Genomic DNA, 24,898 nt, shown 5'->3' on the forward strand with positions numbered 1-24,898 from the left:
TTACTCAATATTCTGTACTTGTTCGCGCATTTGCTCGATCAACACTTTGAGGTTGACCGCCGCCGTGGTGCTGCGCGGATCGAACGCCTTGGAGCCCAGTGTATTGGCTTCGCGGTTGAGTTCCTGCATCAGGAAGTCCAGGCGCCGACCGGCGGCGCCACCGGACTTGAGCACGCGGCGTACTTCAAGAATGTGGGTGCTCAGGCGGTCGAGTTCTTCGGCCACGTCGCTTTTCTGGGCAAGCAGGACCATTTCCTGTTCCAGACGCGTCGGGTCAAGGTCGGCTTTCATGTCGGTGAAGCGGTCGAGGATCTTCTGGCGTTGGGTAGCAAGCATCTGCGGCACCAGTTCGCGCAGGGTGACCACATCGGCTTCGATCGATGTCAGACGCTCGTTGATCAGGCGCGCCAGTTCAGCGCCTTCGCGCTCACGGCCGGCCTTGAGCTCCTTCAGGCCCTGGTTGAACAGCGCGAGGGCTTCGGCGTTCAGGGCCTGCGGGTCGGTTGCGTCGCCCACCAGTACGCCGGGCCAGGCCAGGACTTCCAGAGGGTTCAGCGCGGCCGGTTGCTTGATCAGGCCGGCGATGGTTTCGGCGGCGGCAACCAGTTGTGCGGCGCGGTCGCGGTCCAGCTGCAGCGGTTTACCGGTGGTTTCTTCGGTAAAACGCAGGGTGCATTCCAGCTTGCCACGGGAAATGCCCTGGCGCAGCGCTTCACGAACGGCGCCTTCGAGGTCGCGGAACGACTCGGGCAGGCGCAGGTGTGGCTCCAGGTAACGGCTGTTGACCGAGCGCAATTCCCAGCTGAGGGTGCCTTGAACCCCGGCTTTTTCGACACGGGCGAAGGCGGTCATGCTGTGCACCATGGAGGTACCTCGTGTTGGATAGATAGAGATTGGCCAGGCCGACCTGTAGGAGCGAGCAAGCTCGCTCCTACGGTCGAGAGGCGCAGGATTGTAGCGCAGTGCGCAGGAGGCGCCCAAACATGCGCATTCGTAACCGAATTTTTAGAAGTGCCCCGAATCGGCTCGCGGCTCTATAATGCTCGGCAGTTTTTCGTCCTCAGTACAGGTATCCCCTATGAAACGTCCAAGTGGTCGCGCTGCCGATCAGCTCCGCTCGATCCGCATCACCCGCAACTACACCAAACACGCCGAGGGATCCGTACTGGTCGAGTTTGGCGATACCAAGGTGATTTGCACCGTCAGCGTCGAAAACGGCGTGCCGCGCTTCCTCAAGGGCCAGGGCCAGGGCTGGTTGACCGCAGAGTACGGCATGTTGCCGCGCGCTACCGGTGAGCGTAACCAGCGTGAAGCCAGCCGTGGCAAGCAAGGCGGGCGTACCCTGGAAATCCAGCGCCTGATCGGCCGTTCCTTGCGTGCCGCGCTGGACATGTCCAAATTGGGCGACGTGACCCTGTACGTCGACTGCGACGTGATCCAGGCTGATGGCGGTACCCGTACTGCATCCATCACTGGCGCCATGGTAGCCCTGGTCGACGCATTGAAAGTGATCAAGAAGCGCGGCGGCCTCAAGGCGGGTGACCCGCTCAAGCAGATGATCGCAGCTGTGTCGGTCGGCATGTACCAGGGCGAGCCTGTGCTGGACCTGGATTACCTGGAAGACTCGGCCGCCGAGACCGATCTGAACGTGGTCATGACCAGCACCGGTGGTTTCATCGAAGTGCAGGGCACCGCCGAAGGCGCGCCATTCCAGCCGGCTGAGCTGAACGCGATGCTGGCCCTGGCCCAGAAGGGCATGACCGAAATCTTTGCACTGCAAACCGCTGCACTCGCTGACTAAGCCCGCCCCAAGGAGAAGCGCCATGAATGACAGCCAATTGCCGGTTCCGGCACCGTCAAAGGAAGTACGCCAGTTGGCAATGCTGTGTCATTTTGCGGCGTTTGCAGGGTTGGTGTTCCCCTTCGGCAGCGTGTTGGGGCCGCTGATCCTGTGGCAGTTCAAGAAGGATGTGGACCCGCTTATCGATGATCAGGGCAAGGAAGCCCTGAATTTTCAGATCACCGTGGCCATCGCCTGGTTGGTGTGTCTGGTGCTGGGCTTCGTGGTGGTCGGCTTTTTGCTGATGACCGTACTGGTGATAGGGGCGTTGATACTGACGATCATTGCCGGGATCAAGGCCAACAAGGGCATTGCCTATCGCTATCCGTGGACTTGGCGTCTGGTCAAGTAACCGAGCGGCCACAAAAAACCGACATTGCTGTCGGTTTTTTTGTGCCTGGAAAAAGACCTCAGATGGTCAAGGTCCAGTCGTAGTCGACGATCAGCGGCGCGTGCTGCGAGAAGCGCGGCTGGCGTGGCAGGCGAGCGCTGCGTACGAACCGGCGCAGGCCCGGGGTCAGCAGCTGATAGTCGAAACGCCAGCCCAGGTTGAGCATCTCGGCCTGTTCGTTATCCGGCCACCAGCTGTACTGGTCGCCTTCGCGGCTGACTTCGCGCAGGGCATCAACATAGCCCATGTTGCCGACAATCTCGTCCATCCAGGCCCGTTCCGGCGCCAGGAAGCCCGGTGATTGCTGGCTGTCGCGCCAGTTCTTGATATCCAGCTTCTGTTGCGCCACGTACAGCGAGCCACAATAAATGTACTCGCGACGTTTGCGTCGCTGTTTATCCAGGTAACGGGCGAAGTCGTCCATTAGCTTGAACTTCTGGTTCAAGTCTTCATCGCCGTTCTGCCCCGAAGGAAGCAGCAAGGTCGCGATGCTGACCTTGTCGAAATCGGCTTGCAGGTAGCGCCCGTAGCGGTCGGCTGTCTCGAAGCCGAGGCCGCTGATGACCGCCTTGGGTTGCAACCGCGAGTACAAAGCCACGCCACCTTGGGTGGGCACTTCGGCATCGCAGGCATAAAGGAAGTAGCCATCCAGTTGGAAGGCTGGGTCGTCCAGTTCAAAGGCGGAGGCGCGGGTGTCCTGCAGGCAGATGACGTCGGCATTCTGTGCTTGCAGCCAACTGAGCAAACCACGCTCGACTGCAGCCTGAATACCATTAACGTTCACACTGATGATCCGCATAAATGGCCCCAAAAATCGCGTGCGTGTATGATACACGCCGTCCACCTAATTAGCTAAATCCGTGGTATCTGAGGCTTTTTTCATGCAGGCGTATCAACGCGATTTCATTCGTTTTGCCATCGATCGCGGCGTTTTACGCTTCGGTGAGTTCACTCTCAAGTCCGGGCGCACCAGCCCGTACTTCTTCAATGCAGGCTTGTTCAACTCGGGTTCGGCCCTGGCTCAGCTGGGTCGTTTCTACGCGGCAGCCATCGTTGAAAGCGGTATTTCCTTTGATGTGCTTTTTGGTCCGGCCTACAAGGGTATTCCCCTGGCAGCGGCGACGGCGGTCGCCCTGGCGGAGCATCACGGGCAGGACTTGCCGTGGTGTTTCAACCGTAAGGAAGCCAAGGCCCATGGTGAAGGTGGCAGCCTGGTCGGCGCGCCATTGACCGGCGATGTGCTGATCATCGATGACGTGATCACCGCAGGCACCGCGATCCGTGAAGTGATGCAGATCATCGCTTCCCAGGACGGCGCAAAAGCTGCTGGTGTGCTGATCGCCTTGAACCGCCAGGAGCGCGGCAACGGTGAGTTGTCGGCGATCCAGGAAGTGGAGCGTGACTTCGGCATCCCGGTGGTGAGCATCGTGTCGTTGAACCAGGTGTTGCAGTTCCTGGAAGATGACCCGCAGCTCAAGCAGCATTTGCCGGCGGTGCGTGCCTACCGCGAGCAGTTTGGCGTCTGACACTGAATCCTGTGGGAGCGGGCTTGCCCGCGATAGCGGTGTGTCAGGCGGTGCATTTTTGCATGTACTGCCGTCATCGCAGGCAAGCCAGCTCCCACATGTGAACTGTGTACAAACAAAAGGCCCCGTTCGATTGGATCGAGCGGGGCCTTTTTATTTGCAGCGGTTAAGGACGCTTGCGGTTACTGATCAGCGTGCCCACACCGGTATCAGTGAAGATTTCCAGCAGGATTGCATTCGGCACACGGCCATCCAGGATCAGCGAGCTGCCTACACCACCTTGCACTGCTTCCAGCGCGCAACGGATCTTCGGCAACATGCCGCCGTAGATGGTGCCGTCGGCGATCAGGTCGTCTACCTGCTGGGTGGTCAGGCCGGTGAGTACCTTGCCTTCCTTGTCCATCAAACCGGCGATATTGGTCAGTAGCATCAGCTTTTCAGCCTTCAGTGCTTCCGCCACCTTACCGGCTACCAGATCGGCGTTGATGTTATAGGACTCGCCATTGGCACCCACGCCGATCGGCGCAATCACCGGGATGAAGTCGCCCTTGACCAGCAGGTTGAGCAAATCGGTGTTGATGCCGATCACTTCGCCCACCTGGCCGATGTCGATGATTTCCGGCTGGGTCATCTCCGGCGTCTTGCGGGTCACGGTAAGTTTCTTGGCGCGGATCAGCTCCGCATCCTTGCCGGTCAGGCCGATGGCGCTGCCGCCGTGGCGGTTGATCAGGTTGACGATGTCTTTGTTGACCTGGCCGCCGAGGACCATCTCCACCACGTCCATGGTCTGCGCGTCAGTGACACGCATACCATCGATGAAGTGACTCTCGATCGACAGACGCTTGAGCAGGTCGCCGATTTGCGGGCCGCCACCGTGGACGACCACCGGGTTGATCCCCACGGCTTTCATCAGCACGATGTCGCGGGCAAAGCCGGTTTTCAGCTCGTCGCTTTCCATGGCATTGCCGCCGTACTTGATCACCAGCGTCTTGCCGACGTAGCGTCGAATATAAGGCAACGCTTCGGACAGGACCTTGGCGGTGTTGGCAGCGGCTTCGCGTTCGAGGGTCATTCAGGGCTCCGGGCAAAAAATCAGAACGGTAATTGGAGATCAGGGGCAACACGTTTCAACTGGGCGTGGAACACGTCCTTGATACGCTGCAACTCGGCCTCGGTATCCGCCTCGAAACGCAGGACCAGCACCGGTGTGGTGTTGGACGCGCGAACCAGGCCCCAGCCTTTGGCGTAATCGACTCGCACACCATCAATGGAGGTCAGGTTGGCGCCTTCACCCCATTGCGTATCGTGCAATGCGTCAATGATGCTGAATTTGCTCTCCTCGGTCACATGGATATTGATCTCTGGCGTAGAAATATCATTCGGGAAGGTCTGAAACAGTTCTTCGGCGGTGGATTTTTCCTTGCTGAGGATCTCCAGCAGACGAGCGGCGCTGTAAATGCCGTCGTCAAACCCGAACCAGCGCTCCTTGAAGAACACGTGGCCGCTCATTTCGCCGGCCAATAGTGCGCCGGTTTCCTTCATTTTCTTTTTGATCAACGAATGACCGGTCTTCCACATTAGCGGGCGACCGCCGTACTCCTTGATCAGTGGCGTCAGGCGACGGGTGCATTTCACGTCGAAGATGATCTCGGCGTTGGGGTTGCGCGCCACGACGTCACGGGCAAACAGCATCAGCAGGCGGTCGGGGAATACGATCTCGCCGGTTTCGGTCACCACGCCTACGCGGTCACCGTCGCCATCGAAGGCCAGGCCGACGTCGGCGCCCACTTCCTTGACCTTGGCGATCAGGTCCTCCAGGTTTTCCGGCTTGCCCGGGTCCGGGTGGTGGTTGGGGAAGTTGCCGTCGACGTCGCAGAACAGCGGGATTACTTCGCAGTTCAGCGCTTCGAGCAATTGCGGGGCTATCACGCCAGCCGCGCCGTTTCCGCAATCCACCACCACTTTGAGGCGGCGCGCGAGTTTGACGTCGCGGGTGATTTCATCGGAGTAGCGCTGCAGGATGTCGACCTTGGTGATGGTGCCGGTGCCGCTGGTCAGGTCGTTGGTTTTCAGGCGGGTGTGCAGGGCCTGGATCTGTTCATTGGCCAGCGTATCGCCAGCGATGACGATCTTGAAGCCGTTGTAGTCCGAAGGGTTATGGCTGCCGGTGAGCATCACCCCGGATTTACCGGCCAGTACGTTGGCCGCGTAGTACAACGCGGGTGTCGGCACCAGGCCGACGTCGCTGACGTGGCAACCGCTGTCGGCCAGCCCCTGGATCAGTTGCTCGACCAGCTCGGGGCCGGACAAACGGCCGTCACGACCCACCGAGACGTTGGGTTCGCCCTGGGCAAGGCTCTGCGAACCGATGGCGCGGCCGATCCAGTAGGCGGTTTCGGCGGTCAGGGTCTTGGGTACCACGCCACGAATGTCATAGGCGCGAAAAATGCTGTCGGGAAAGGTCGGGGCTACGCGGGCTGCGGTACTCATCGCGGGGGAAACTCCATCTGAAAGGGGGCAAGGCGGGCCTGATGTGGCTGGCCGGCAGGCTCAAACTGAAGGGTATGACGGCGTTTTCGGCAGAGAGTTCGTGGTGTAAAAATGCCATCGGCGCATTGGCGCTAGCATTATTTTTACGTAGTCCTTTGATTTCATTGGAGAAATCTCGATGATTATTTCCGCGAATTCTTCATCCTGAAAAGCCGGGCGGTGGCGCGTGGCCGGACGATTGCATCCGGCCACGTTCAGCTTAGTCAGTGACTGCCGGAATGCCCAAAACCGCCTGCGCCGCGCTGGGTTTCGTCGAATTCCTGCACCAATTCAAAATGCGCCTGCACCACCGGCACCAGGACCAGTTGGGCGATGCGCTCGCCGACGGCGATGTTGAAAGCAGTCTGGCCACGGTTCCAGCACGACACCATCAGCTCGCCCTGGTAGTCGGAGTCGATCAGGCCGACCAGGTTACCGAGCACGATGCCGTGTTTGTGGCCCAGGCCGGAGCGCGGCAGGATCAGCGCCGCCAGGCCCGGGTCGCCGACATAGATCGACAGGCCGGTCGGGATCAGGATGGTCTGGCCTGGCTCAAGAACGGTGTCTTCCTTGAGCATGGCGCGCAGGTCCAGGCCGGCGGAGCCTGGTGTGGCGTAGGCCGGCAGGGGGAATTCGTTGCCGATGCGGGGGTCGAGGATCTTGGCTTGCAAAGCGTGCATGAAAATTAAACCTGGTTCAGCCGTTGGGCGATAAAAGAGATCAGTTGGCGGGCAATCTTGCCCTTGCTCGTCTGGGCGAAAAGGGTGGCGTGCAGCTCGCGGTCGATCACGCTGCAGGCATTTTCCTCGCTGTTGAAGCCGATGCTCGGGTTGGCGACATCATTGGCAACGATCAAGTCGAGGTTTTTGTCTTTCAGTTTGCGCGCGGCGTAGTCCAGAAGGTGCTCGGTCTCGGCAGCGAAACCGACACTGAACGGACGGTCCGGACGGGTGGCGATGGTGGCCAGAATGTCCGGGTTGCGCACCATTTGCAGGAGCAGGCCGTCGCCGCTTGTAGGGTCTTTCTTGAGCTTTTGCGGGGCTACGACTTCCGGGCGGTAATCCGCCACCGCTGCCGAGGCGATGAACAGGTCACAGGGAATGGCGGCTTCACAGGCCGCCAGCATGTCCCGGGCGCTGACTACGTCGATTCGCGTGACGCGATCAGGGGTCGGCAAATGCACGGGGCCTGTGATCAGGGTCACCCGTGCGCCTGCCTCGACCGCAGCTTCTGCCAACGCAAAGCCCATTTTTCCTGAGCTATGGTTGGTGATGTAGCGCACCGGGTCGATGTTTTCCTGGGTCGGGCCTGCGGTGATCAGCACGTGCTTGCCGGTCAGGGCCAGGTGCTGGAAGCACTCGGCGGCGCATAGCGCAAGGTCGGTGGCTTCGAGCATCCGGCCCATGCCGACGTCGCCACAGGCCTGGCTGCCGGATGCGGGGCCAAACACCTTGAGGCCGCGGCTTTGCAGGAGTTGGGTATTGGCTTGGGTGGCCGGGTCGCGCCACATGGCCTGGTTCATGGCCGGGGCGATCGCGACGGTGGCGTCGGTGGCCAATACCAGGGTGGTCAGCAGGTCATCGGCGATGCCCTGGGCCAGGCGGGCGATCAGGTCGGCGGTGGCCGGGGCGATCAGCACCAGGTCGGCCCATTTGGCCAGTTCGATATGGCCCATGGCGGCTTCGGCCGCCGGGTCCAGCAGGTCGAGGTGAACCGGGTGGCCGGACAGGGCCTGCATGGTCAACGGGGTGATGAACTCACTGCCACCACGGGTCATGACCACGCGCACTTCCGCGCCCTGGTCCAGGAGCCTGCGAACCAACTCTGCGCTCTTGTAGGCGGCAATGCCGCCGCCGACGCCGAGAACGATGCGTTTCCGATACAGACGCTGCATTGGTTTGCCTTTCCAGTTCAGTGATGCCAGTTCAGTGACGCCTGCGATGACCCCTCCCCAGGTGAAATCGCATGCAAAAAAGAGGGCCTACGATAACACAGCGTCTGCCGCGCAACAGCGCAGCAGATACAGACGGAGGTGGGATGAGTATTCGTGATTGGCCCGTGGCGGAGCGTCCACGGGAGAAGCTGTTGGAAGGTGGCGCGGCGAGCCTGTCCGATGCCGAATTGTTGGCGATCTTCCTGCGTACTGGCGTTTCCGGTCGAAGTGCGGTGGATCTGGCGCGTGATCTGCTGGTGCAGTTTGGCGGCCTGCGCCCGCTGTTGGAGGCCAGCCAGGCGCTGTTCAGCCAGCATATGGGGCTGGGGCCGGCGAAGTTCGCCCAATTGCAGGCGGTGCTGGAAATGTCCCGGCGCCATCTGGCCGAACGCTTGCGCGACGACTCGGTAGTGGAGAGCCCGCTGGCTGTGCGTCAATACCTCAAGGCGCTGTTGCGCCATGAGCCTCATGAGATATTCGGCTGTCTGTTCCTGGACTCAAAGCATCGTGTACTGGGGTTCGAGGCGTTGTTTCAGGGCACCATCGACACTGCGATTGTTTACCCGCGGCAGGTGGTCAAGCGTGCCTTGGCTCATAACGCGGCAGCGGTGATTTTGTGCCACAACCATCCCTCCGGGAATGCGGAGCCCAGTGCATCTGATCGCAGATTGACCAAAATGCTGCAAAAGGCGTTGGAAGTGGTGGATGTGCGGGTGCTGGATCACATCATTGTGGGAGATGGTGATCCGCTGTCGATGGCTGAATACGGATGGGTATAGCCACCTCTGTTCCTGTAGGAGCGAACAAGCTCGTTCCTACAGGGAAGGGGTTGCGCCCTAGGGCTTGAGGCTGATTTTCGAATAATCCTGGCGGCCGAACGGGCTTACCTGGTAACCCTCGACATTCTTGCGCGTCAATGCAAACGCCGTCGGGTGCGCCAGCGGCAGCCACAGCGCCTGCTGCTGGATCTGCGCCTGGGCCTGCTGGTACAGCTTGGTGCGTACGCCTTGCTCGCTGGTGGTCTTGCCGGCGCTGATCAACTTATCCAGAGCGGGGTCGCAGTAGCGGGCGAAGTTGGTGCCGGATTTCAGCGCTGCGCAGGAAAATTGCGGGGTCAGGAAGTTGTCCGGGTCGCCGTTGTCGCCGGCCCAGCCCATGAACAGCAAGTCGTGCTCGCCGGCCTTGGCACGGCGAATCAATTCGCCCCATTCAATCACACGAATTTCAGCTTGGATGCCAACCTTGGCCAGGTCGGCCTGTAGCAGTTGGGCGCCGAGGTTCGGGTTGGGGTTCAGCAGGCTGCCGGTAGGGCGCGTCCATATTGTGGTCTTGAAACCGTCCTTGAGCCCGGCACGTTCCAGCAGCGCCTTGGCCTTGGCCAGATCCTGTGGGTAGCCTGGCAAATCCTTTGCATAGCTCCAGGTATTGGGCGGGTACACACCGTTGGCTGCTTCGGCGGTGCCCTCGAAGACGGCCTTGAGGTAGCTACTCTTGTCAAAGGCCAGGTTGATCGCCTGGCGTACTTCGGGTTTGTCCAGCGGTGGGTGCTGGCTGTTGATGGCGACGAAAGCGGTCATGAAGGCAGCGGTTTTTTCCACCTTCAGCGCCGGGTCTTTTTCGGCTTCGCCTACATCCAGGGGCTTGGGCGACAGGGCAATCTGACATTCGTTGCGATGCAGTTTCTGCAACCGTACGTTGGCGTCCGGGGTGATGGCAAAGATCAAGTTATCCACAGCCGGTTTGCCCGCGAAATAGTCCGGGTTGGCCTTGTAGCGCACCACGGCATCTTTCTGGAAGCGCATGAATACGAACGGGCCGGTGCCGATGGGCTGACTGTTGAGTTTCTCAGGCGTGCCGGCCTTGAGTAGTTTGTCGGCATATTCAGCCGGGTAGATCGAGGCAAAGCCCATGCTCAACGCCGGGAGAAAGGTGGAGTCGGCGTGGTCGAGGGTGAAACGCACCGTCAGCGGATCGAGGGCATCGATCTTCTTGACCAGTGCCGGCAATTGCAGGGACTGGGCGTGGGGGAAGCCGCTCTGGGCGATCTTGTGCCACGGGTTGGCCGGATCGAGCATGCGCTCGAAGCTGAAGCGCACGTCTTCGGCGGTCAGCGTGCGGCTTGGGCTGAAATAATCGGTACGGTGAAATTTCACGCCCGGGTGCAGCTTGAAGGTGTAGGTCAGACCATCGGGGGAAACTTCCCAGCTGTCTGCCAGGCTCGGTACCAGCTTGCCGCTGGCCGCATCAAAGTCCACCAGGCGGTTCATCAGCACGTCCGCCGAGGCGTTGGTGGTGGTCAGCGAGTTGTACTGCACCACATCGAACCCTTCGGGGCTGGCCTCGGTGCAGACGCTCAAGTTGGTGGCTGCAACGGCCATCGGTGCGATAAAGAAGGGGGCAAGCAGTAGTGGTAGGGCAGCGAGGCGCATATTCGGTTTCCTGTGCAGATCGAAGGCCCATCTGCGAGTGCAGTCTGGAAAAAGACTACCGTAGAGGTCTGATTGATAAATGACTAGCCCATTTTTGCCTGTGCTTTTGGCCAAAATGCTGTTTTGATGGCGCCTCAGCGCGTTTCGCCGTGCACTTCTCTGTGCCTGCGAGCGCTGTAAATCATTCTGTGCGACGAGCGGTCGGCTGTTACAGCGGCCCCTCCTGGCAGCGGTTCGGGCGTCCGGCACCAAGATTTACGCTGGTAAAAACACACGGGCTGTTGTTGCACTGGGGTCTTTCTGGTATAAAGCAGCGCTCTTTTCTAGGGGCCCGGTTCCTTCGCTTGTAGGTGTAGCCGGTAAGACCCTAAAGAAACGCGGCGCCTGGCGCCAAATGACTGAGAGATTAAGCGGCCAACCCATGCCGGGTTGGGCATGTGGTTTTAGAGGGCTGAGGCATGTCGAGAGTCTGTCAAGTTACCGGTAAGGGTCCGGTGACTGGGAATAACATTTCCCACGCAAATAACAAAACCCGTCGTCGTTTCCTGCCGAACCTGCAGCATCACCGCTTCTGGGTTGAAGAAGAGAAACGTTTTGTTCGCCTGCGTGTATCTGCCAAAGGCATGCGTATTATCGACAAGCGTGGCATCACTGTCGTGCTGGCCGAAATCCGCGCCGCTGGCAAGATCTAAGGAGCTCTATCATGCGTGAATTGATTCGAATGATCTCTAGCGCCGGTACTGGTCACTTCTACACTACCGACAAGAACAAGCGTACTACCCCGGACAAGCTCGAAAAGAAAATGTTCGACCCGCGCGTTCGCAAGCACGTGATCTACAAAGAAGGCAAAATCAAGTAATTGATTTTCTTCCTTGTGAAAAAAAGCCCGTATCTCACGATGCGGGCTTTTTTTTGCCTGGGATTTGCTGATCAGGCTTTCTGCTCGAACACCACGTAGATCTTGCGGCACGCTTCCAGCACTTCCCAGGTGCCCTTGAAGCCAGCGGGGATCACGAAGCGGTCGCCGGCGCGCAAGGTCTTGGCGTTGCCTTCGGCGTCACGCAGTACGGAAACCCCCTGCACAATCTCGCAGTATTCATGCTCGGTATAGCTGACCGTCCACTGCCCGACTTCACCTTCCCATACCCCTGCATTCATCTGGCCACACGGGCTGTTGTAGTGGTTGTAGATCGTTTGCTCGGGATCGCCCTTGAGGATTTTTTCTGCGGCAGGGCGGTAGCGTTCGGGGGCCGTGTTGGCTTGGCTGAAGTCGACGATATCCTGGATGCTCATGTGCGTGTCCCGTCTGGCCTGCGGTTGGAGAGCCCAAAGTCTATGTTTATTAAAATGAACATCGCAAGGGCGTTTACCGCCGTTATGTCAAATATATTGAAACATCCCCAGCCGCTGGTTTAGGGTGGCAGCTGCCTTGCGCCGAACAGCTGGCTGGCGGGCAAGAATTCTTTGAGGCTGCCGGGGGGACACCCGCCTGGCCCTCTATTCAATAAGAGGAGGACACTCGCATGACCACCCTGACCCGTGCCGACTGGGAACAACGCGCCAAGGATCTGAAGATCGAAGGCCGCGCCTACATCAATGGCGAATACACCGCCGCCGTTTCCGGTGACACCTTCGAATGCATCAGCCCGGTAGACGGTCGTCTGCTGGCCACTGTCGCCAGCTGTGACGCGGCTGACGCCCAGCGCGCCGTGGAAAACGCCCGCGCCACCTTCAATTCCGGCGTCTGGTCGCGCCTGGCGCCGGCCAAGCGCAAAGCCACCATGATCCGTTTCGCCGCGCTGCTCAAGGCCAATGCCGAAGAGTTGGCACTGCTTGAAACCCTGGACATGGGCAAGCCGATCAGCGACTCCCTGAACATCGACGTTCCCGGTGCGGCAAATGCCCTGAGCTGGAGCGGTGAGGCAATCGACAAGATCTACGACGAAGTCGCGGCCACCCCTCATGATCAACTGGGCCTGGTGACCCGCGAGCCAGTCGGCGTGGTCGGCGCCATCGTGCCGTGGAACTTCCCATTGATGATGGCCTGCTGGAAACTCGGCCCGGCGTTGTCCACCGGTAACTCGGTGATCCTCAAACCGTCCGAAAAATCCCCGCTGACCGCCATCCGTATCGCCGCCCTGGCCGTCGAAGCCGGCATTCCAAAAGGCGTGTTCAACGTATTGCCAGGCTATGGCCACACGGTGGGTAACGCCCTGGCGGTGCATATGGACGTGGATACGTTGGTGTTCACTGGCTCCACCAAGATCGCCAAGCAACTGCTGATCCGCTCCGGCGAATCGAACATGAAGCGTGTGTGGCTGGAGGCGGGCGGCAAGAGCCCTAATATCGTGTTTGCCGATGCGCCGGATCTGCAAGCCGCCGCCGAATCTGCGGCCAGTGCCATCGCCTTCAACCAGGGTGAAGTCTGCACTGCCGGTTCGCGCCTGCTCGTGGAGCGTTCCATCAAGGACACCTTCCTGCCGCTGGTGATCAAGGCGCTCAAAGGCTGGAAGCCGGGCAACCCACTGGACCCAGCCACCAACGTGGGTGCGCTGGTGGATACGCAGCAGATGAACAACGTGCTGTCCTACATTGAGTCCGGTCATGCCGACGGTGCCAAACTGGTCGCTGGCGGTAAGCGCACACTGGAAGAAACCGGTGGCACCTACGTCGAGCCAACTATTTTCGATGGCGTGACCAATGCCATGAAGATCGCTCAGGAAGAGATCTTTGGCCCGGTCCTGTCGGTGCTCACTTTCGACAGCGCCGAAGAAGCCATCGCCATTGCCAACGACACCCAATACGGCCTGGCCGCAGCGGTATGGACGGCGGATATCTCCAAGGCGCACCTGACGGCCAAGGCCCTGCGTGCCGGCAGCGTCTGGGTTAACCAGTACGACGGCGGCGACATGACCGCACCGTTTGGTGGTTTCAAGCAGTCGGGTAATGGCCGCGACAAGTCGCTGCATGCGTTCGACAAGTACACCGAGCTGAAGGCGACCTGGATCAAACTCTAAGCAGCACTGCAGGCCAAACGTGGGAGGGGGCTTGCCCCCGATAGCTGGGTGTCAGCCACTGCATGTGGTGACTGGCCCACCGTTATCGGGAGCAAGCCCCCTCCCACACTGTTTTGTGCGACCCCGTAAATTATCCACAGGAGCGTGGCAATGCGTTGGGCGACTTATTTCGCCGTGCTGGCATCGGTACTCAGCGTTGGCCTGGCCTTGGGCGTGAGTATGCCGTTGGTATCCCTGCGTCTTGAAGGCTGGGGCTACGGCAGCTTCGCCATTGGCGTGATGGCGGCGATGCCGGCATTCGGCGTATTGCTGGGTGCCAAGTTCTCCAGCCGAATGGCGTCCTGGCTCGGCACTGCCAACCTGATGCGCCTGTGCCTGTGGGCCGGGGCGCTGTCTATCGGTTTGCTGGCGATCCTGCCCAGCTACCCGGTGTGGCTGGTGCTGCGGTTGATGATCGGGGTGATCCTGACCATCGTATTTATCCTGGGTGAAAGCTGGATCAACCAACTGGTGATCGAGCAGTGGCGCGGCCGCCTGGTGGCGCTGTATGGCTGCACTTATGCCTTGAGCCAGCTGTCGGGACCCTTGCTGCTGGGCCTGATGGGCACCGATCATGATTACGGGTTCTGGGTGGGCGTCGGCCTTTTGGTAGTGGCGCCGCTGCTGTTGCTGGGGCGATCCGGGGCGCCGACGGCTGATGCGTTCAGCGTCACGTTCAGCGAGCTGTGGCGCTTTTGCCTGAGCTTGCCGGCGATTGCCTGGGCGGTGGCGTTATTCGCCGCATTCGAAGCGATGATTCTGACGCTGTTGCCGGTGTACTGCCTGCAACAGGGCTTCACTGCCGAGATTGCCTTGGCGATGGTCAGCACAGTGGTCGTGGGTGATGCGCTGCTGCAATTGCCCATTGGCGCCCTGGCCGATTACTTGCCGCGCCGCACGTTGTTCCTGGGGTGTGCGCTGCTGTTGCTGGCGTCGAGCCTGGCGGTGCCGTTGTTGATGCACACACTGCTGATCTGGCCGGTGTGGGTGCTGTTCGGCGCCAGCGCGGGTGGGTTGTTTACCCTGTCGCTGATTTTGATTGGCGAGCGCTACCGTGATGATGCGTTGGTGCGTGCCAACGCCCACGTGGCGCAGCTGTGGGGCATTGGCTGCCTGATCGGGCCGCTGGTGGCGGGTGCGGGCAGCCAATGGGTCAGCGGTCATGCACTGCCATTGCTGATGGCGGCGGGGGCGTTGGGGCTGGTGGTGCTGTTGCTGCGCCAAGGGGCGTTTGGAGCAGTGCAGCCTGCCTGAACTTCTTTGGCTTAAAGCATACGTTCCAGGCCAACTGACGTGGCGAACCAAGCATTGAAACGGCGCCACCAACTGCCGGGCTCGCGGGTCAGGGTGTGCAATTGCCCGTTGTCCTCGGTGACCCACACCACATTGCCATCCTGCAATTTCGCCTCGTAGCTCAGCGTCGGCGCCATACCTTCCAGCGCCAGGTTGCGCACATGCTCCGCCAGTTCAGGGCTGTCCACCAGCACGCCGACTTCGGTGTTCCACAGCACCGAGCGCGGGTCGAAATTGAACGAGCCGATAAATGACTTCTCGCGATCGAAGATCATTGCCTTGCTGTGCAGGCTCGAATCGGAGCCGTAGAGGCTGCCTCGACGAAACAGGTGCGGGCCACTGCTGGCACTGGGGTCGCCTGGTTGTCGGCGCAGCTCATAAAGTTTGACCCCATGCTCCAGCAGTGCCTTGCGATAGGGCGCGTAACCGCCGTGCACGGCCGGTACGTCAGTGGCTTCAAGGGAATTGGTCAGCAGGCTCACTGACACCCCTGCGTCGGCCCGACCTGTCAGGTACACCAGCCCGGGCGACCCCGGAACGAAGTACGCCGAAATCATGATCAGTTCACGGCTGACCCCTTCCAGCTCCGGGGCCAGTTGGGTGGTGAGCAGCAACTGCGGGTCCGGATCAGCCTTGGCCAGCACCTTGCTCGGTGCGTCCCACAGCGCCTGATTCCAGGCCCAGATCAGCTCACGGCGCCAGATGTCCATACGTGGTCGGGTCTGGTAGGTACGCAGGCGGTTATACAGGGCGTGGTTCTGCTGACGCGATTGCGCCAATGAAGCTTCCAGGCGCCCGCGGGCGACGGCCAGATCGATTTTGGAGGGCATCTTCGAGACAAACTCATCAATAGGTTTGCTCAGTGCGCTGTTCCAGTACTGATCGAAACTGTGACCCAGTTGCTCTGCCACCGGTCCGACGCTGAGCATGTCGATATCGGTGAAGTTCAGGTTGGGCTCGGCGTCGAAATATTCGTCCCCCAGATTGCGCCCGCCCACAATGGCCACGCTGTTATCCGCCAGCCACAGTTTGTTGTGCATGCGCCGATGTTGCAGCGACAGGTTGAATACACGGCCCATGGCGCGTGTAACGCCGGTGCTGCGGCCCAAATGCAGGGGGTTGAACAGGCGAATTTCGATTTTGGGGTGGGCGGCGAGGGTGGCGATGATTTGGTCGAGGCCGTCGCTGGTGGTGTCGTCCAGCAGGATGCGCACACGCACACCGCGGTCGGCGGCCTTGAGCAGTTCGTCCACAAGCATACGCGTGCTGATGCCGTCGTGAACGATGTAGTACTGCAAATCGAGGCTGGATTGGGCGCTGCGGATCAGCTCGGCGCGAGCCATGAAGGCTTCACTGCTGTTGGGCAGCAAGCGAAAACCCGAGCGCCCTTGGTGCGGCGCCGCCTGGGCCTGGATCGAGCGACCGAACGAGGAGCCGTTCGCCGGCAGGGCATCGCTGGGAATACGCGGTGTGTCGACTGTGGCGCAGCCGCCCAGGGCCAAGGTGCCCAACAGCAAAAACGGTAATAGCCGTCGAATTATCAAGGGAGCTGCTTCCAGGTCAGGGCGGTTATCGATATATGACGGCCTTTTCCGGCGAAAGGTCAGTGCAGCGTCTCTGCCAGCATCTTGAGCGCGGCGGCGCCGACCTTGCGCACCGCTTCTTCAATCTGCGGGGTTGGCTTGGCGGCGTAGTTCATACGCAGGCAGTTACGGTATTTGCCGGAGGCAGAGAAGATGCTGCCTACGGCCACTTGTACGCCTTGTTCCACCAACACGCGATTGAGCTTCAAGGTGTCGAAGCCCTCCGGCAGTTCGATCCACAGCAGGAAGCTGCCTTGGGGCCGACTGGCGCGCGTGCCTGCCGGGAAGTAGCGGCTCACCCAGTCGAGCATCAAGTCGCGATTGCGCTGGTATTGCGTGCGCATCCGGCGCAAATGCGGTTCGAAATGGCCGTTTTTGAGAAATTCGGCAATCGCAATCTGTGGCTGGGTGGCGGTAGAGCCGGTGCTGATGTATTTCATGTGCAACACCCGGTCCAGATAGCGCCCCGGCGCCACCCAGCCAATACGTAACCCGGGTGCCAGGGTTTTCGAGAATGAGCTGCAGAGCAGCACGCGGCCATCGTCATCGAAGGATTTAATGGTGCGCGGGCGTGGGTAGCTGTAGGCCAGTTCGCCATACACATCGTCTTCGATGATTGCCACGTCATAGCGCTGCGCGAGTGTCAGCAGTGCGCGTTTGCGCGCCTCCGGCATGATGTAGCCCAACGGGTTGTTGCAGTTGGGCGTGAGCTGGATGACTTTGATCGGCCACTGTTCCAGCGCCAGTTCCAGCGCTTCCAGGCTAATGCCGGTGATCGGGTCGGTGGGGATTTCCAGGGCTTTCATGCCCAGGCCCTTGAGGGTCTGCATGGCGCCGTGGAAGCTGGGCGAGTCCACCGCAACAATATCGCCGGGCTCGCAGATCGCCCGGATGCTGGCCGACAGCGCCTCATGGCAGCCGGTGGTGATCACAATGTCTTCAGCGGTCAGTTGGCAGCCGGAGTCCAGCGACAGTCGAGCGATTTGCTCGCGCAATTCCATACAGCCAAGGATGTTGTCGTAATACAGGCCCGGCAGATCCTGGCGACGACTCACCCGCGCCAGGCTGCGCAGCAAAGGTTTCAGGGTGGGTGACAATACATCTGGCATACCACGGCCCATCTGTATGACGTCTTTGCGGGGTACCGCGCGAATCAGCTCAAGCACCTGGTCCCACTGGGAGATCTCTACCGGCCGTTGGGCCGGGCGGCCTACCTCGGGCAGGGCCGGCAGCTCGCGACCGGCGGGTACAAAGTAACCGGACTTGGGCTTGGGCATTGCCAGGCCGTTGTCTTCCAGCAACCGATAGGCCTGCTGCACGGTACTCAGGCTGACCCCGTGCTCCACGCTCAAGGCTCGCACCGAGGGCAAGCGATCGCCGGGGCGATAGAAGCCTTGTTCGATGCGAGTGCCGAGCAATTCAGCGAGGTTGACGTAAAGGGTCATGGCGGCCGCTCCTGATAGACCAGTACAGATAGAGTGAAAATACAGGATTCAGCCATCCATAGGCAGTATCTGTATGGATTTAATAAAAACAGGCTGGATCTGTAATGGTTTTGCCCGTGCCCCCATCCTAGTCACTCAAGGCAATAAGCCAACGAGGGGCAGCAAAATGAACGGCATGAGCGATGTGCGGCTGGCGCTACACAGCCAAGAACTGGAAGCAGGGCAGCAGCGGGCAACGACTGCGCCTGTCGGCAGCCGCTGGAGCCTGTTCTGGCACCGTCGTCACACGCGCAAGGCGTTGCTTACGCTGACCCGCGAGCAGCTGCTGGACGTGGGTTTGACCGCTGAACAGGCGCGCCAGGAAGGCCTGAAGCCGTTCTGGCGCAGTTGATCACACCAGTTCTTTGAGGCGGTGCCAGAGCATCCCCAGCGCCAGCAGCGGTGAACGCAAGTGTTTGCCACCGGGGAAGGTGATGTGCGGCACCTGAGCGAACAGGTCGAAACGCCCCTGTTGCTGGCCGCTGATGGCTTCGCCGAGCAACCTGCCCGCAAGGTGTGTGGCATTCAGGCCATGACCCGCGTAAGCCTGGGCGTAATACACATTGGGTTGATCCGCCAACCGGCCGATCTGCGGCAGGCGGTTGGCGCCGATGCCGATCATGCCGCCCCATTGGTAGTCGATCTTCACGTCGGCCAGTTGCGGGAATACCTGCAACATTTTCGGTCGCATATAGGCGCCGATATCCTTGGGGTCGCGTCCGGAATAGTGGCAGGCGCCGCCGAACAACAGGCGGCGGTCGGCGGACAGGCGGAAGTAGTCCACCGTCACGCGCTGGTCACACACGGCCATGTTCTGCGGCAGCAGGCGGGTCGCTTGCGCTTCACTCAAGGGCTCGGTGGCGATGATGTAGCTGCCGGCCGGTAGGACCTTGCCACTCAATTGCGGGTTGAGCCCATTCAGGTAGGCGTTGCAGCACAGCACCAGGGTCTTGGCACGTACGTGGCCCTGGGCGGTGTGCACCTTGACGTCGGGGCCGTAGTCGATGCGCGTCACTTCAGACTGCTCGAACAACTTCACGCCCAACTGCTGCGCGGCGGCCGCTTCGCCCAGCGCCAGGTTCAGTGGGTGCAGGTGACCAGAGCCCATGTCGATCATGCCGCCCACATAGCGCTCGGAGCCGATCACGCTGCTCATCTGGCTGGCTTGCAGCAGGCGTACCTCGTGGCGGTAGCCCAGGCTGCGCAGTTCTTCGGCATCTTGCGCCAGGCCCTGCAAATCACGGGGTTTGTTGGCCAGGTCGCAGTAGCCCCAGGTCAGGTCGCAGGGAATCTGGAAGCGTTCTACGCGGTCACGCACGATCTCCACGGCTTCCAGCCCCATCAGCTTCATCTGGCGCACGCCGTCACTGCCGATCACGGACGCGAACTGATCCAGCCCGTGGCCGACGCCGCGAATCAACTGGCCGCCATTACGCCCGCTGGCGCCCCAGCCAACCCTGCGCGCTTCCAGCACCACCACGCTGAAGCCGCGCTCGGCCAGCTCCAAAGCCGTGTTGAGCCCGGAATACCCCGCGCCAATCACGCATACATCGGCGCGCAGCTCGCCTGTCAACGCCGGGTACTCGGGGTGCGGCACGCTGCTGGCGGCGTAGTAGGACGCGGTATGCCGGGCGCTGGCGGTCATGGGGAGCCTCCCTGTTTGGAAAATTTGACGCAGGATACAGCGGTCCGATGAAGCTGTCTGCGCGCTGCGTTTTGCGTCAGAATCCACGCCTATTCGCCGTTGGGTATGTGTATCGATGAGTTGCAACAGTCAGAAAGTCAGCGCGCTGCGCAGACAGATTCCTTCATTTGAATGTGTTCCGGGTTGCCATGACTGCTGTGGGCCGGTGACCACTTCGCCTGAGGAAATGTCGCGCCTGCCACGCAAGACGGCCGCCGAGCAGGAGGCCGCCATGGATGAGCTGAACTGCGTGCACCTGGGGCCCCATGGGTGCACGGTGTATGACGAGCGGCCACTGATCTGTCGCCTGTTCGGCACCACCAAGACCTTGCCATGCCCCAATGGGCGCCGACCGGTTGAGCTGATTCATCCGCGGGTCGAGAAGCAGATCCATGAGTACATGGCGAGTACCCGGCAAGTGCTGGTCTGACTGAGTCAATCGGGGATCGGCAGGTTCAGGCTCTCCTTCACCTCTTCCATCACGATATAGCTCTTGGATTCGCGCACATGGGGCAACTTGAGCAGGATATCGCCCAGGAGTTTGCGGTACGAAGCCATCTCCGAGATACGCGCTTTCACCAGGTAGTCGAAGTCCCCTGATACCAAGTGGCACTCCAGCACATGAGGCAGTTTCAGCACGGCGCGGCGAAATTCCTCAAAGGTGTCGCCAGACTTGTAATCCAGGCTGATCTCGACAAATACCAGCAGGCTGCCTTTCAAATGCTGCGGGTTGAGCCGCGCGTTGTAGCCCATGATGATCCCTTCGCGCTCCAGGCGCCGCACCCGCTCGGTACAGGGAGTGGTGGACAGCCCGACCTTTTCCCCCAGCTCTGTGAACGAAATGCGCCCGTCGGTTTGCAGGATGCGCAGGATATTGCGGTCGATCTTGTCCAGCTCCCGCTTGGTCTGGGTGTTGGTACGCATAGGGGATACGCCTCTGTGAAAAGGGTTTTTGCCAAGAATTGTCGCCAAATATAGGCATTTATATAGTGAAATGCACTGGTGATTGTTTTTTACACTGCGTCCATCATTGCTCGAATAACACACGTCAGCGGCTAAGCCCGTGATGAGGATATAAAAATGCGCGTTCTGGTCTTGGGTAGCGGTGTCATTGGGGTGACCAGTGCCTACTATTTGGCGCGGGCCGGCTTCGATGTCGTGGTGGTCGACCGTCAGCCTGCCGCTGCCATGGAAACCAGTTTCGCCAACGCCGGCCAGGTGTCCCCTGGCTACGCCTCGCCATGGGCCGCGCCGGGTGTGCCGCTCAAGGCTATCAAGTGGTTGCTGCAGCGCCACGCGCCGCTGGCGATCAAGGCAACCGCCGATATCGATCAATATCTGTGGATGGCGCAGATGCTGCGCAACTGCACGGCCAGCCGCTATGCCGTGAACAAGGAGCGCATGGTGCGCCTGTCCGAGTACAGCCGCGACTGCCTCGACGAATTGCGTGCCGAGACCGGCATTGCCTACGAAGGCCGCAGCCTCGGTACGACCCAGCTGTTCCGCACCCAGGCCCAACTTGACGGTGCCGCCAAGGATATCGCGGTGTTGAAAGAGTCCGGCGTGCCGTTCGAATTGCTCGATCGCGCTGGTATTGCCCGTGTTGAACCGGCCCTGGCCAGCATTACGGATATCCTCGCCGGTGCTTTGCGGCTGCCGAATGACCAGACGGGCGACTGCCAGATGTTCACCACGCGCCTGGCCGAGATGTGCAAGCAGTTGGGCGTGGAGTTCCGTTTCGAGCAGGACATCCAGCGCCTCGATTACGCCGGTGATCGCATTAACGGCGTGTGGATCGACGGCAAGCTGGAAACCGCCGACCGCTATGTACTGGCCCTCGGCAGTTACTCGCCGAAGCTGCTCAAGCCCCTGGGGATCAAGGCACCGGTTTACCCGCTCAAGGGCTACTCGCTGACCGTGCCGATCACCAACCCGGCAATGGCGCCCACCTCGACCATTCTCGATGAGACCTACAAGGTCGCGATCACCCGTTTCGACAACCGTATTCGTGTCGGCGGCATGGCTGAAATAGCCGGTTTTGACCTGTCGCTGAATCCACGTCGACGTGAAACTCTGGAGATGATCGTCAACGACCTTTATCCTCAGGGCGGCGATTTGGCCCAAGCCAGTTTCTGGACCGGTCTGCGTCCGACCACACCCGACGGCACGCCGATTGTCGGTGCCACCCCATTCAAGAACCTGTTCCTGAATACCGGTCACGGCACGCTCGGCTGGACCATGGCCTGTGGCTCTGGCCGCTTGCTGGCCGACCTGATGGCAAAGAAAACGCCGCAGATCAGCGCCGCCGGCCTCGATATTTCCCGTTATGGCAATCACCAGGAGTCCGCACAACATGTCAATCCAGCGCCAGCTCACCAATGAGCGCATGAGCCAGATCGTGGTTCACAGCGGTACCGTGTATCTGGCCGGGCAAGTCGGCGACGACCTGAGTGCCGGGATTGAACAGCAGACCCGTGAAACCCTGGTCAATATCGAGCGTTTACTGGACCTGGCCGGTACCGACAAGTCCAGGTTGCTGTCGGTGACCATCTACCTGAAGGATATTGACGCCGACTTCGCCGGCATGAACGCGGTGTGGGACAAGTGGCTGCCCAAAGGCGTCGCTCCGGCCCGTGCCACGGTTGAAGCCAAATTGTGCGAGCCGCAAATCCTGGTAGAGCTGTCCGTCGTGGCGGCGCTGCCTTAGCAACGATCCCTCTCCCGGCGCCGACGTTGTTGGTCGGCACCGGTTTTTCTTCACCTTGCTGCCTAGAAGCCTGCCGCCATGCGTCCAGCCCGTGCCCTGATCGACCTTCAAGCCTTGCGCCACAACTACCAATTGGCCCGTGAAGTCACGGGGGCCAAGGCGCTCGCCGTGATCAAGGCCGATGCCTACGGCCATGGTGCCGTGCGCGTGGCCCAGGCACTGGAAACCGAAGCCGACGGGTTTGCCGTGGCGTGCATCGAGGAAGCCCTGGAACTGCGTGCCGCCGGCATTCGCGCGCCGGTGCTGTTGCTGGAAGGCTTTTTTGAGGCGGACGAGTTGCCGCTGATCATCGAACAGGATTTGTGGTGTGTGGTGCATTCGTTGTGGCAGCTTGAGGCCATCGAACAGGCCAAGCTGAGCAAACCGCTGACCGTGTGGCTCAAGCTGGACTCGGGCATGCACCGTGTCGGCTTGCATCCCAAGGATTATCAAGAGGCGTACCAGCGTCTGCTGGCCAGCGGCAAAGTCGCGAAGATCGTGTTGATGAGCCATTTTGCCCGCGCCGATGAGCTCGATTGCGTCAGCAGCAACGAACAAGTCACGGTATTCGAAGCAGCTCGCCAAGGCTTGGCTGCCGAAGTCAGCCTGCGTAACTCCCCATCTGTATTAGGCTGGCCAGGCGTGGCCAGCGACTGGGTACGCCCAGGCATCATGCTCTACGGCGCAACGCCATTTGGCGAAGACCAGGCCTTTGCCGCACGGTTGCAGCCGGTGATGACCCTGGAGTCCAAAATCATTTGTGTACGCGAACTGCCGGCTGGCGAACCCGTGGGCTATGGCGCCAGGTTTGTCACGCCCAAGCCGATGCGCATCGGAGTGGTTGCCATGGGCTATGCCGACGGTTACCCCCGCCACGCGCCAACCGGTACGCCGGTGCTGGTGGCGGGCCAGCGCAGCCAACTGCTGGGGCGCGTGTCCATGGACATGCTGTGTGTCGACCTTACCGACTTACCCCAAGCGGGCCTTGGCTCAACCGTGGAGTTGTGGGGCAAGAACATCCTCGCCAGTGACGTCGCCACTGCTGCCGATACCATTCCCTACCAGATTTTCTGCAACCTGCGCCGGGTGCCAAGGCTCTATTGCGGCGCTTGATGGCCGGATACGAATGCAGCTGCCCGGGATTTAGGCCCAAGTGTTGTAAATACTGAACGCTGTCGCCATGATAACGCTCAATTACAACAAAGCCTGAATCCTAGGAGGCTCCTGCATTGGACGTCGGCGAACGACTGCAATCCATCCGTAAACTCAAAGGTCTTTCCCAGCGCGAGCTTGCCAAGCGCGCGGGCGTCACCAACAGCACCATTTCGATGATCGAGAAAAACAGCGTCAGCCCCTCGATCAGCTCCCTGCGCAAGGTGTTGGGCGGTATCCCCATGTCCATGGTCGAGTTCTTTTCCGAGGAGATCCTCCAGGAAATACCGACGCAGATCGTCTATAAAGCCAATGAGCTGATCGACATCTCTGACGGTGCCGTCACCATGAAACTGGTGGGCCGGGCGCACCCGAGCCGGGCCATCGCCTTTCTCAACGAAATTTACCCGCCGGGCGCCGACACGGGCGAAGAAATGCTCACCCATGAGGGCGAGGAAACCGGGATTCTGCTGGAAGGTCGCCTGGAATTGGTGGTCGGTCTTGAAACTTTTGTGCTCGAAGCTGGCGATAGCTACTACTTTGAAAGCACCAAGCCCCATCGTTTTCGCAACCCGTTCGATGTGCCGGCGCGACTAATCAGCGCAGCCACGCCCGCGAACTTTTAACAAAAGAGGCGCCCTGCCAGCGTTGCAGAGGCTCCCATAGCTGTATCCGTGTGGCCGTATCTCCCTTTATTTAATAGGGTTGTTTCGGCAGCCCGGGCTAACCGTTATACTTTCGCCGCCTGCGAAACCGTGGCCGCAGGCGTGAATAGCCACCATTGAGGGTGAACGCGTGAACCTAATTATGAAAATGCTGGCTGCACCAGCAACCGTACTGGCCCTATGGGCTGTCAGCGCTCAAGCTGCGACCAATGATGACATTGCCAAGCGCCTGGAGCCTGTGGGCCAGGTGTGCGTCCAGGGCCAGGAATGCAAGGGCATGGAAGTGGCCGTGGCAGCGGGCGGTGGCGGTGCGAAAACACCGGACGAGATTATCGCCAAGCACTGTAACGCGTGCCACGGTACTGGCCTCTTGGGTGCGCCGAAAGTTGGCGACACCGCCGCCTGGAAAGAACGCGCCGACCACCAGGGCGGCCTCGATGGCATCCTGGCCAAGGCCATCACCGGTATCAACGCCATGCCACCCAAAGGCACCTGCGCTGATTGCTCGGATGAAGACCTCAAAGGCGCCATCAAGAAGATGTCCGGCCTGTAATCAGACGATCTTCGCCAAAAATGCCGCTTACGGG

Annotated in this window: 26 protein-coding genes and 1 pseudogene; 15 read left to right on the plus strand and 12 right to left on the minus strand. The window is 60.4% G+C overall.

The window, feature by feature from the left end; genetic code table 11:
- Window positions 1-864: a YicC/YloC family endoribonuclease gene (locus E4P00_RS23285; RefSeq protein ID WP_005792488.1), complete on the minus strand. Its 864-nt coding sequence runs from the start codon at window positions 862-864 to the stop codon at window positions 1-3.
- Window positions 865-1,078: 214 nt separating this feature from the next.
- Between E4P00_RS23285 and rph the strand changes: the two genes are divergently transcribed.
- A complete protein-coding gene (gene rph / locus E4P00_RS23290; RefSeq protein WP_005792487.1) occupies window positions 1,079-1,801 on the plus strand; it encodes a ribonuclease PH in 723 nt (240 codons plus the stop codon).
- Window positions 1,802-1,823: 22 nt separating this feature from the next.
- On the plus strand, window positions 1,824-2,192 hold the full coding sequence (locus tag E4P00_RS23295) for a DUF4870 domain-containing protein (protein WP_005792486.1): 369 nt from the start codon (window positions 1,824-1,826) through the stop codon (window positions 2,190-2,192).
- A gap of 58 nt (window positions 2,193-2,250) precedes the next feature.
- Here the strand turns inward: E4P00_RS23295 and E4P00_RS23300 are convergent, their stop codons facing one another.
- A complete protein-coding gene (locus E4P00_RS23300) occupies window positions 2,251-3,030 on the minus strand; it encodes an exodeoxyribonuclease III (RefSeq protein WP_003195493.1) in 780 nt (259 codons plus the stop codon).
- An 82-nt stretch (window positions 3,031-3,112) separates the two neighbouring features.
- Between E4P00_RS23300 and pyrE the strand changes: the two genes are divergently transcribed.
- Window positions 3,113-3,757, plus strand: coding sequence for an orotate phosphoribosyltransferase (gene pyrE, locus E4P00_RS23305; protein WP_003195489.1), 645 nt, complete (start codon window positions 3,113-3,115; stop codon window positions 3,755-3,757).
- A gap of 166 nt (window positions 3,758-3,923) precedes the next feature.
- On the opposite strand, the gene argB is transcribed toward pyrE, so the two are convergent.
- The 4 genes and pseudogenes from argB to coaBC form a co-directional block, all read right to left on the minus strand.
- Window positions 3,924-4,829 carry an acetylglutamate kinase gene (gene argB, locus E4P00_RS23310; RefSeq protein WP_003213275.1) on the minus strand — a complete coding sequence of 302 codons (906 nt, stop codon included), beginning with the start codon at window positions 4,827-4,829 and terminating at the stop codon, window positions 3,924-3,926.
- Between the two features lie 20 nt (window positions 4,830-4,849).
- A pseudogene (locus E4P00_RS23315) lies at window positions 4,850-6,262 on the minus strand (phosphomannomutase/phosphoglucomutase); the annotation flags it as partial.
- Between the two features lie 248 nt (window positions 6,263-6,510).
- On the minus strand, window positions 6,511-6,966 hold the full coding sequence (gene dut, locus E4P00_RS23320) for a dUTP diphosphatase (protein ID WP_016975923.1): 456 nt from the start codon (window positions 6,964-6,966) through the stop codon (window positions 6,511-6,513).
- A gap of 5 nt (window positions 6,967-6,971) precedes the next feature.
- Entirely contained in the window at window positions 6,972-8,180 is a 1,209-nt protein-coding gene (coaBC, locus tag E4P00_RS23325; protein WP_015886530.1) for a bifunctional phosphopantothenoylcysteine decarboxylase/phosphopantothenate--cysteine ligase CoaBC, read from the minus strand.
- Window positions 8,181-8,323: 143 nt separating this feature from the next.
- Here coaBC and radC point away from each other — a divergent pair, with 143 nt between their 5' ends.
- Entirely contained in the window at window positions 8,324-8,998 is a 675-nt protein-coding gene (gene radC / locus E4P00_RS23330; RefSeq protein ID WP_216090481.1) for a DNA repair protein RadC, read from the plus strand.
- A gap of 57 nt (window positions 8,999-9,055) precedes the next feature.
- On the opposite strand, the gene E4P00_RS23335 is transcribed toward radC, so the two are convergent.
- Window positions 9,056-10,648: an ABC transporter substrate-binding protein gene (locus E4P00_RS23335; protein ID WP_032878722.1), complete on the minus strand. Its 1,593-nt coding sequence runs from the start codon at window positions 10,646-10,648 to the stop codon at window positions 9,056-9,058.
- 458 nt (window positions 10,649-11,106) lie between these two features.
- Here E4P00_RS23335 and rpmB point away from each other — a divergent pair, with 458 nt between their 5' ends.
- Both rpmB and rpmG read left to right on the plus strand, forming a co-directional pair.
- A complete protein-coding gene (rpmB, locus tag E4P00_RS23340) occupies window positions 11,107-11,340 on the plus strand; it encodes a 50S ribosomal protein L28 (RefSeq protein ID WP_003176907.1) in 234 nt (77 codons plus the stop codon).
- A gap of 11 nt (window positions 11,341-11,351) precedes the next feature.
- Complete coding sequence (gene rpmG / locus E4P00_RS23345; protein ID WP_003176906.1) at window positions 11,352-11,507, plus strand: 50S ribosomal protein L33; 156 nt, start codon at window positions 11,352-11,354, stop codon at window positions 11,505-11,507.
- 71 nt (window positions 11,508-11,578) lie between these two features.
- Here the strand turns inward: rpmG and E4P00_RS23350 are convergent, their stop codons facing one another.
- Window positions 11,579-11,941, minus strand: a complete 363-nt coding sequence (locus tag E4P00_RS23350; protein WP_032878723.1) for a cupin domain-containing protein — start codon at window positions 11,939-11,941, stop codon at window positions 11,579-11,581.
- Window positions 11,942-12,171: 230 nt separating this feature from the next.
- Between E4P00_RS23350 and E4P00_RS23355 the strand changes: the two genes are divergently transcribed.
- Both E4P00_RS23355 and E4P00_RS23360 read left to right on the plus strand, forming a co-directional pair.
- The gene (locus E4P00_RS23355) at window positions 12,172-13,665 is read left to right on the plus strand and encodes an aldehyde dehydrogenase (RefSeq protein WP_248133147.1); all 1,494 of its coding nucleotides are present in this window, start codon (window positions 12,172-12,174) and stop codon (window positions 13,663-13,665) included.
- Between the two features lie 150 nt (window positions 13,666-13,815).
- Entirely contained in the window at window positions 13,816-14,958 is a 1,143-nt protein-coding gene (locus tag E4P00_RS23360; RefSeq protein WP_248133148.1) for an MFS transporter, read from the plus strand.
- A gap of 11 nt (window positions 14,959-14,969) precedes the next feature.
- On the opposite strand, the gene E4P00_RS23365 is transcribed toward E4P00_RS23360, so the two are convergent.
- On the minus strand, window positions 14,970-16,538 hold the full coding sequence (locus E4P00_RS23365; RefSeq protein WP_248133159.1) for a phospholipase D family protein: 1,569 nt from the start codon (window positions 16,536-16,538) through the stop codon (window positions 14,970-14,972).
- Window positions 16,539-16,600: 62 nt separating this feature from the next.
- The gene (locus E4P00_RS23370) at window positions 16,601-18,025 is read right to left on the minus strand and encodes a PLP-dependent aminotransferase family protein (protein ID WP_103734160.1); all 1,425 of its coding nucleotides are present in this window, start codon (window positions 18,023-18,025) and stop codon (window positions 16,601-16,603) included.
- 166 nt (window positions 18,026-18,191) lie between these two features.
- Here E4P00_RS23370 and E4P00_RS23375 point away from each other — a divergent pair, with 166 nt between their 5' ends.
- A complete protein-coding gene (locus tag E4P00_RS23375; protein WP_078822630.1) occupies window positions 18,192-18,416 on the plus strand; it encodes a DUF1127 domain-containing protein in 225 nt (74 codons plus the stop codon).
- On the opposite strand, the gene E4P00_RS23380 is transcribed toward E4P00_RS23375, so the two are convergent.
- On the minus strand, window positions 18,417-19,709 hold the full coding sequence (locus E4P00_RS23380) for an FAD-binding oxidoreductase (RefSeq protein WP_032878732.1): 1,293 nt from the start codon (window positions 19,707-19,709) through the stop codon (window positions 18,417-18,419). It lies immediately after the preceding gene.
- Window positions 19,710-19,824: 115 nt separating this feature from the next.
- On the opposite strand from E4P00_RS23380, the gene E4P00_RS23385 reads away from it, so the two are divergent.
- Window positions 19,825-20,178 (plus strand): YkgJ family cysteine cluster protein, encoded by a 354-nt coding sequence (locus tag E4P00_RS23385; RefSeq protein ID WP_005792472.1) that lies wholly within the window; start codon window positions 19,825-19,827, stop codon window positions 20,176-20,178.
- Window positions 20,179-20,183: 5 nt separating this feature from the next.
- Here the strand turns inward: E4P00_RS23385 and E4P00_RS23390 are convergent, their stop codons facing one another.
- Window positions 20,184-20,672, minus strand: coding sequence for an Lrp/AsnC ligand binding domain-containing protein (locus E4P00_RS23390; RefSeq protein WP_003176896.1), 489 nt, complete (start codon window positions 20,670-20,672; stop codon window positions 20,184-20,186).
- A gap of 156 nt (window positions 20,673-20,828) precedes the next feature.
- Between E4P00_RS23390 and dadA the strand changes: the two genes are divergently transcribed.
- The 5 genes from dadA to E4P00_RS23415 all read left to right on the plus strand — a co-directional run bounded on the left by dadA (window position 20,829) and on the right by E4P00_RS23415 (window position 24,864).
- A complete protein-coding gene (gene dadA / locus E4P00_RS23395; protein ID WP_248133149.1) occupies window positions 20,829-22,130 on the plus strand; it encodes a D-amino acid dehydrogenase in 1,302 nt (433 codons plus the stop codon).
- Entirely contained in the window at window positions 22,102-22,455 is a 354-nt protein-coding gene (locus tag E4P00_RS23400; RefSeq protein ID WP_005792470.1) for a RidA family protein, read from the plus strand. The genes dadA and E4P00_RS23400 overlap by 29 nt, the downstream gene beginning before the upstream one ends.
- Window positions 22,456-22,533: 78 nt before the next feature.
- Window positions 22,534-23,607 carry an alanine racemase gene (alr, locus tag E4P00_RS23405; protein WP_005792469.1) on the plus strand — a complete coding sequence of 358 codons (1,074 nt, stop codon included), beginning with the start codon at window positions 22,534-22,536 and terminating at the stop codon, window positions 23,605-23,607.
- A gap of 116 nt (window positions 23,608-23,723) precedes the next feature.
- Window positions 23,724-24,272, plus strand: coding sequence for a cupin domain-containing protein (locus E4P00_RS23410; protein ID WP_005792468.1), 549 nt, complete (start codon window positions 23,724-23,726; stop codon window positions 24,270-24,272).
- Window positions 24,273-24,453: 181 nt separating this feature from the next.
- Window positions 24,454-24,864: a c-type cytochrome gene (locus E4P00_RS23415; protein ID WP_032878737.1), complete on the plus strand. Its 411-nt coding sequence runs from the start codon at window positions 24,454-24,456 to the stop codon at window positions 24,862-24,864.
- Window positions 24,865-24,898 lie beyond the last annotated feature (34 nt).

This window comes from Pseudomonas sp. B329 (assembly GCF_023127835.1).
GTDB lineage: Bacteria > Pseudomonadota > Gammaproteobacteria > Pseudomonadales > Pseudomonadaceae > Aquipseudomonas > Aquipseudomonas synxantha_A.

Excerpts from the sequence above, each read along its gene's own strand:
- E4P00_RS23285 (WP_005792488.1), bottom strand. The coding sequence starts at position 864 with ATGGTGCACAGCATGACCGCCTTCGCCCGTGTCGAAAAAGCCGGGGTT.
- E4P00_RS23390 (WP_003176896.1), bottom strand. The coding sequence starts at position 20,672 with ATGCGTACCAACACCCAGACCAAGCGGGAGCTGGACAAGATCGACCGC.
- argB (WP_003213275.1), bottom strand. The coding sequence starts at position 4,829 with ATGACCCTCGAACGCGAAGCCGCTGCCAACACCGCCAAGGTCCTGTCC.
- dut (WP_016975923.1), bottom strand. The coding sequence starts at position 6,966 with ATGCACGCTTTGCAAGCCAAGATCCTCGACCCCCGCATCGGCAACGAA.
- alr (WP_005792469.1), top strand. The coding sequence starts at position 22,534 with ATGCGTCCAGCCCGTGCCCTGATCGACCTTCAAGCCTTGCGCCACAAC.
- pyrE (WP_003195489.1), top strand. The coding sequence starts at position 3,113 with ATGCAGGCGTATCAACGCGATTTCATTCGTTTTGCCATCGATCGCGGC.
- dadA (WP_248133149.1), top strand. The coding sequence starts at position 20,829 with ATGCGCGTTCTGGTCTTGGGTAGCGGTGTCATTGGGGTGACCAGTGCC.
- rph (WP_005792487.1), top strand. The coding sequence starts at position 1,079 with ATGAAACGTCCAAGTGGTCGCGCTGCCGATCAGCTCCGCTCGATCCGC.
- E4P00_RS23375 (WP_078822630.1), top strand. The coding sequence starts at position 18,192 with ATGAACGGCATGAGCGATGTGCGGCTGGCGCTACACAGCCAAGAACTG.
- E4P00_RS23370 (WP_103734160.1), bottom strand. The coding sequence starts at position 18,025 with ATGACCCTTTACGTCAACCTCGCTGAATTGCTCGGCACTCGCATCGAA.
- radC (WP_216090481.1), top strand. The coding sequence starts at position 8,324 with ATGAGTATTCGTGATTGGCCCGTGGCGGAGCGTCCACGGGAGAAGCTG.
- E4P00_RS23300 (WP_003195493.1), bottom strand. The coding sequence starts at position 3,030 with ATGCGGATCATCAGTGTGAACGTTAATGGTATTCAGGCTGCAGTCGAG.
- rpmG (WP_003176906.1), top strand. The coding sequence starts at position 11,352 with ATGCGTGAATTGATTCGAATGATCTCTAGCGCCGGTACTGGTCACTTC.
- E4P00_RS23350 (WP_032878723.1), bottom strand. The coding sequence starts at position 11,941 with ATGAGCATCCAGGATATCGTCGACTTCAGCCAAGCCAACACGGCCCCC.
- E4P00_RS23380 (WP_032878732.1), bottom strand. The coding sequence starts at position 19,709 with ATGACCGCCAGCGCCCGGCATACCGCGTCCTACTACGCCGCCAGCAGC.
- E4P00_RS23335 (WP_032878722.1), bottom strand. The coding sequence starts at position 10,648 with ATGCGCCTCGCTGCCCTACCACTACTGCTTGCCCCCTTCTTTATCGCA.
- E4P00_RS23360 (WP_248133148.1), top strand. The coding sequence starts at position 13,816 with ATGCGTTGGGCGACTTATTTCGCCGTGCTGGCATCGGTACTCAGCGTT.
- E4P00_RS23295 (WP_005792486.1), top strand. The coding sequence starts at position 1,824 with ATGAATGACAGCCAATTGCCGGTTCCGGCACCGTCAAAGGAAGTACGC.
- E4P00_RS23415 (WP_032878737.1), top strand. The coding sequence starts at position 24,454 with ATGAAAATGCTGGCTGCACCAGCAACCGTACTGGCCCTATGGGCTGTC.
- E4P00_RS23355 (WP_248133147.1), top strand. The coding sequence starts at position 12,172 with ATGACCACCCTGACCCGTGCCGACTGGGAACAACGCGCCAAGGATCTG.
- E4P00_RS23385 (WP_005792472.1), top strand. The coding sequence starts at position 19,825 with ATGAGTTGCAACAGTCAGAAAGTCAGCGCGCTGCGCAGACAGATTCCT.
- E4P00_RS23400 (WP_005792470.1), top strand. The coding sequence starts at position 22,102 with ATGTCAATCCAGCGCCAGCTCACCAATGAGCGCATGAGCCAGATCGTG.
- coaBC (WP_015886530.1), bottom strand. The coding sequence starts at position 8,180 with ATGCAGCGTCTGTATCGGAAACGCATCGTTCTCGGCGTCGGCGGCGGC.
- rpmB (WP_003176907.1), top strand. The coding sequence starts at position 11,107 with ATGTCGAGAGTCTGTCAAGTTACCGGTAAGGGTCCGGTGACTGGGAAT.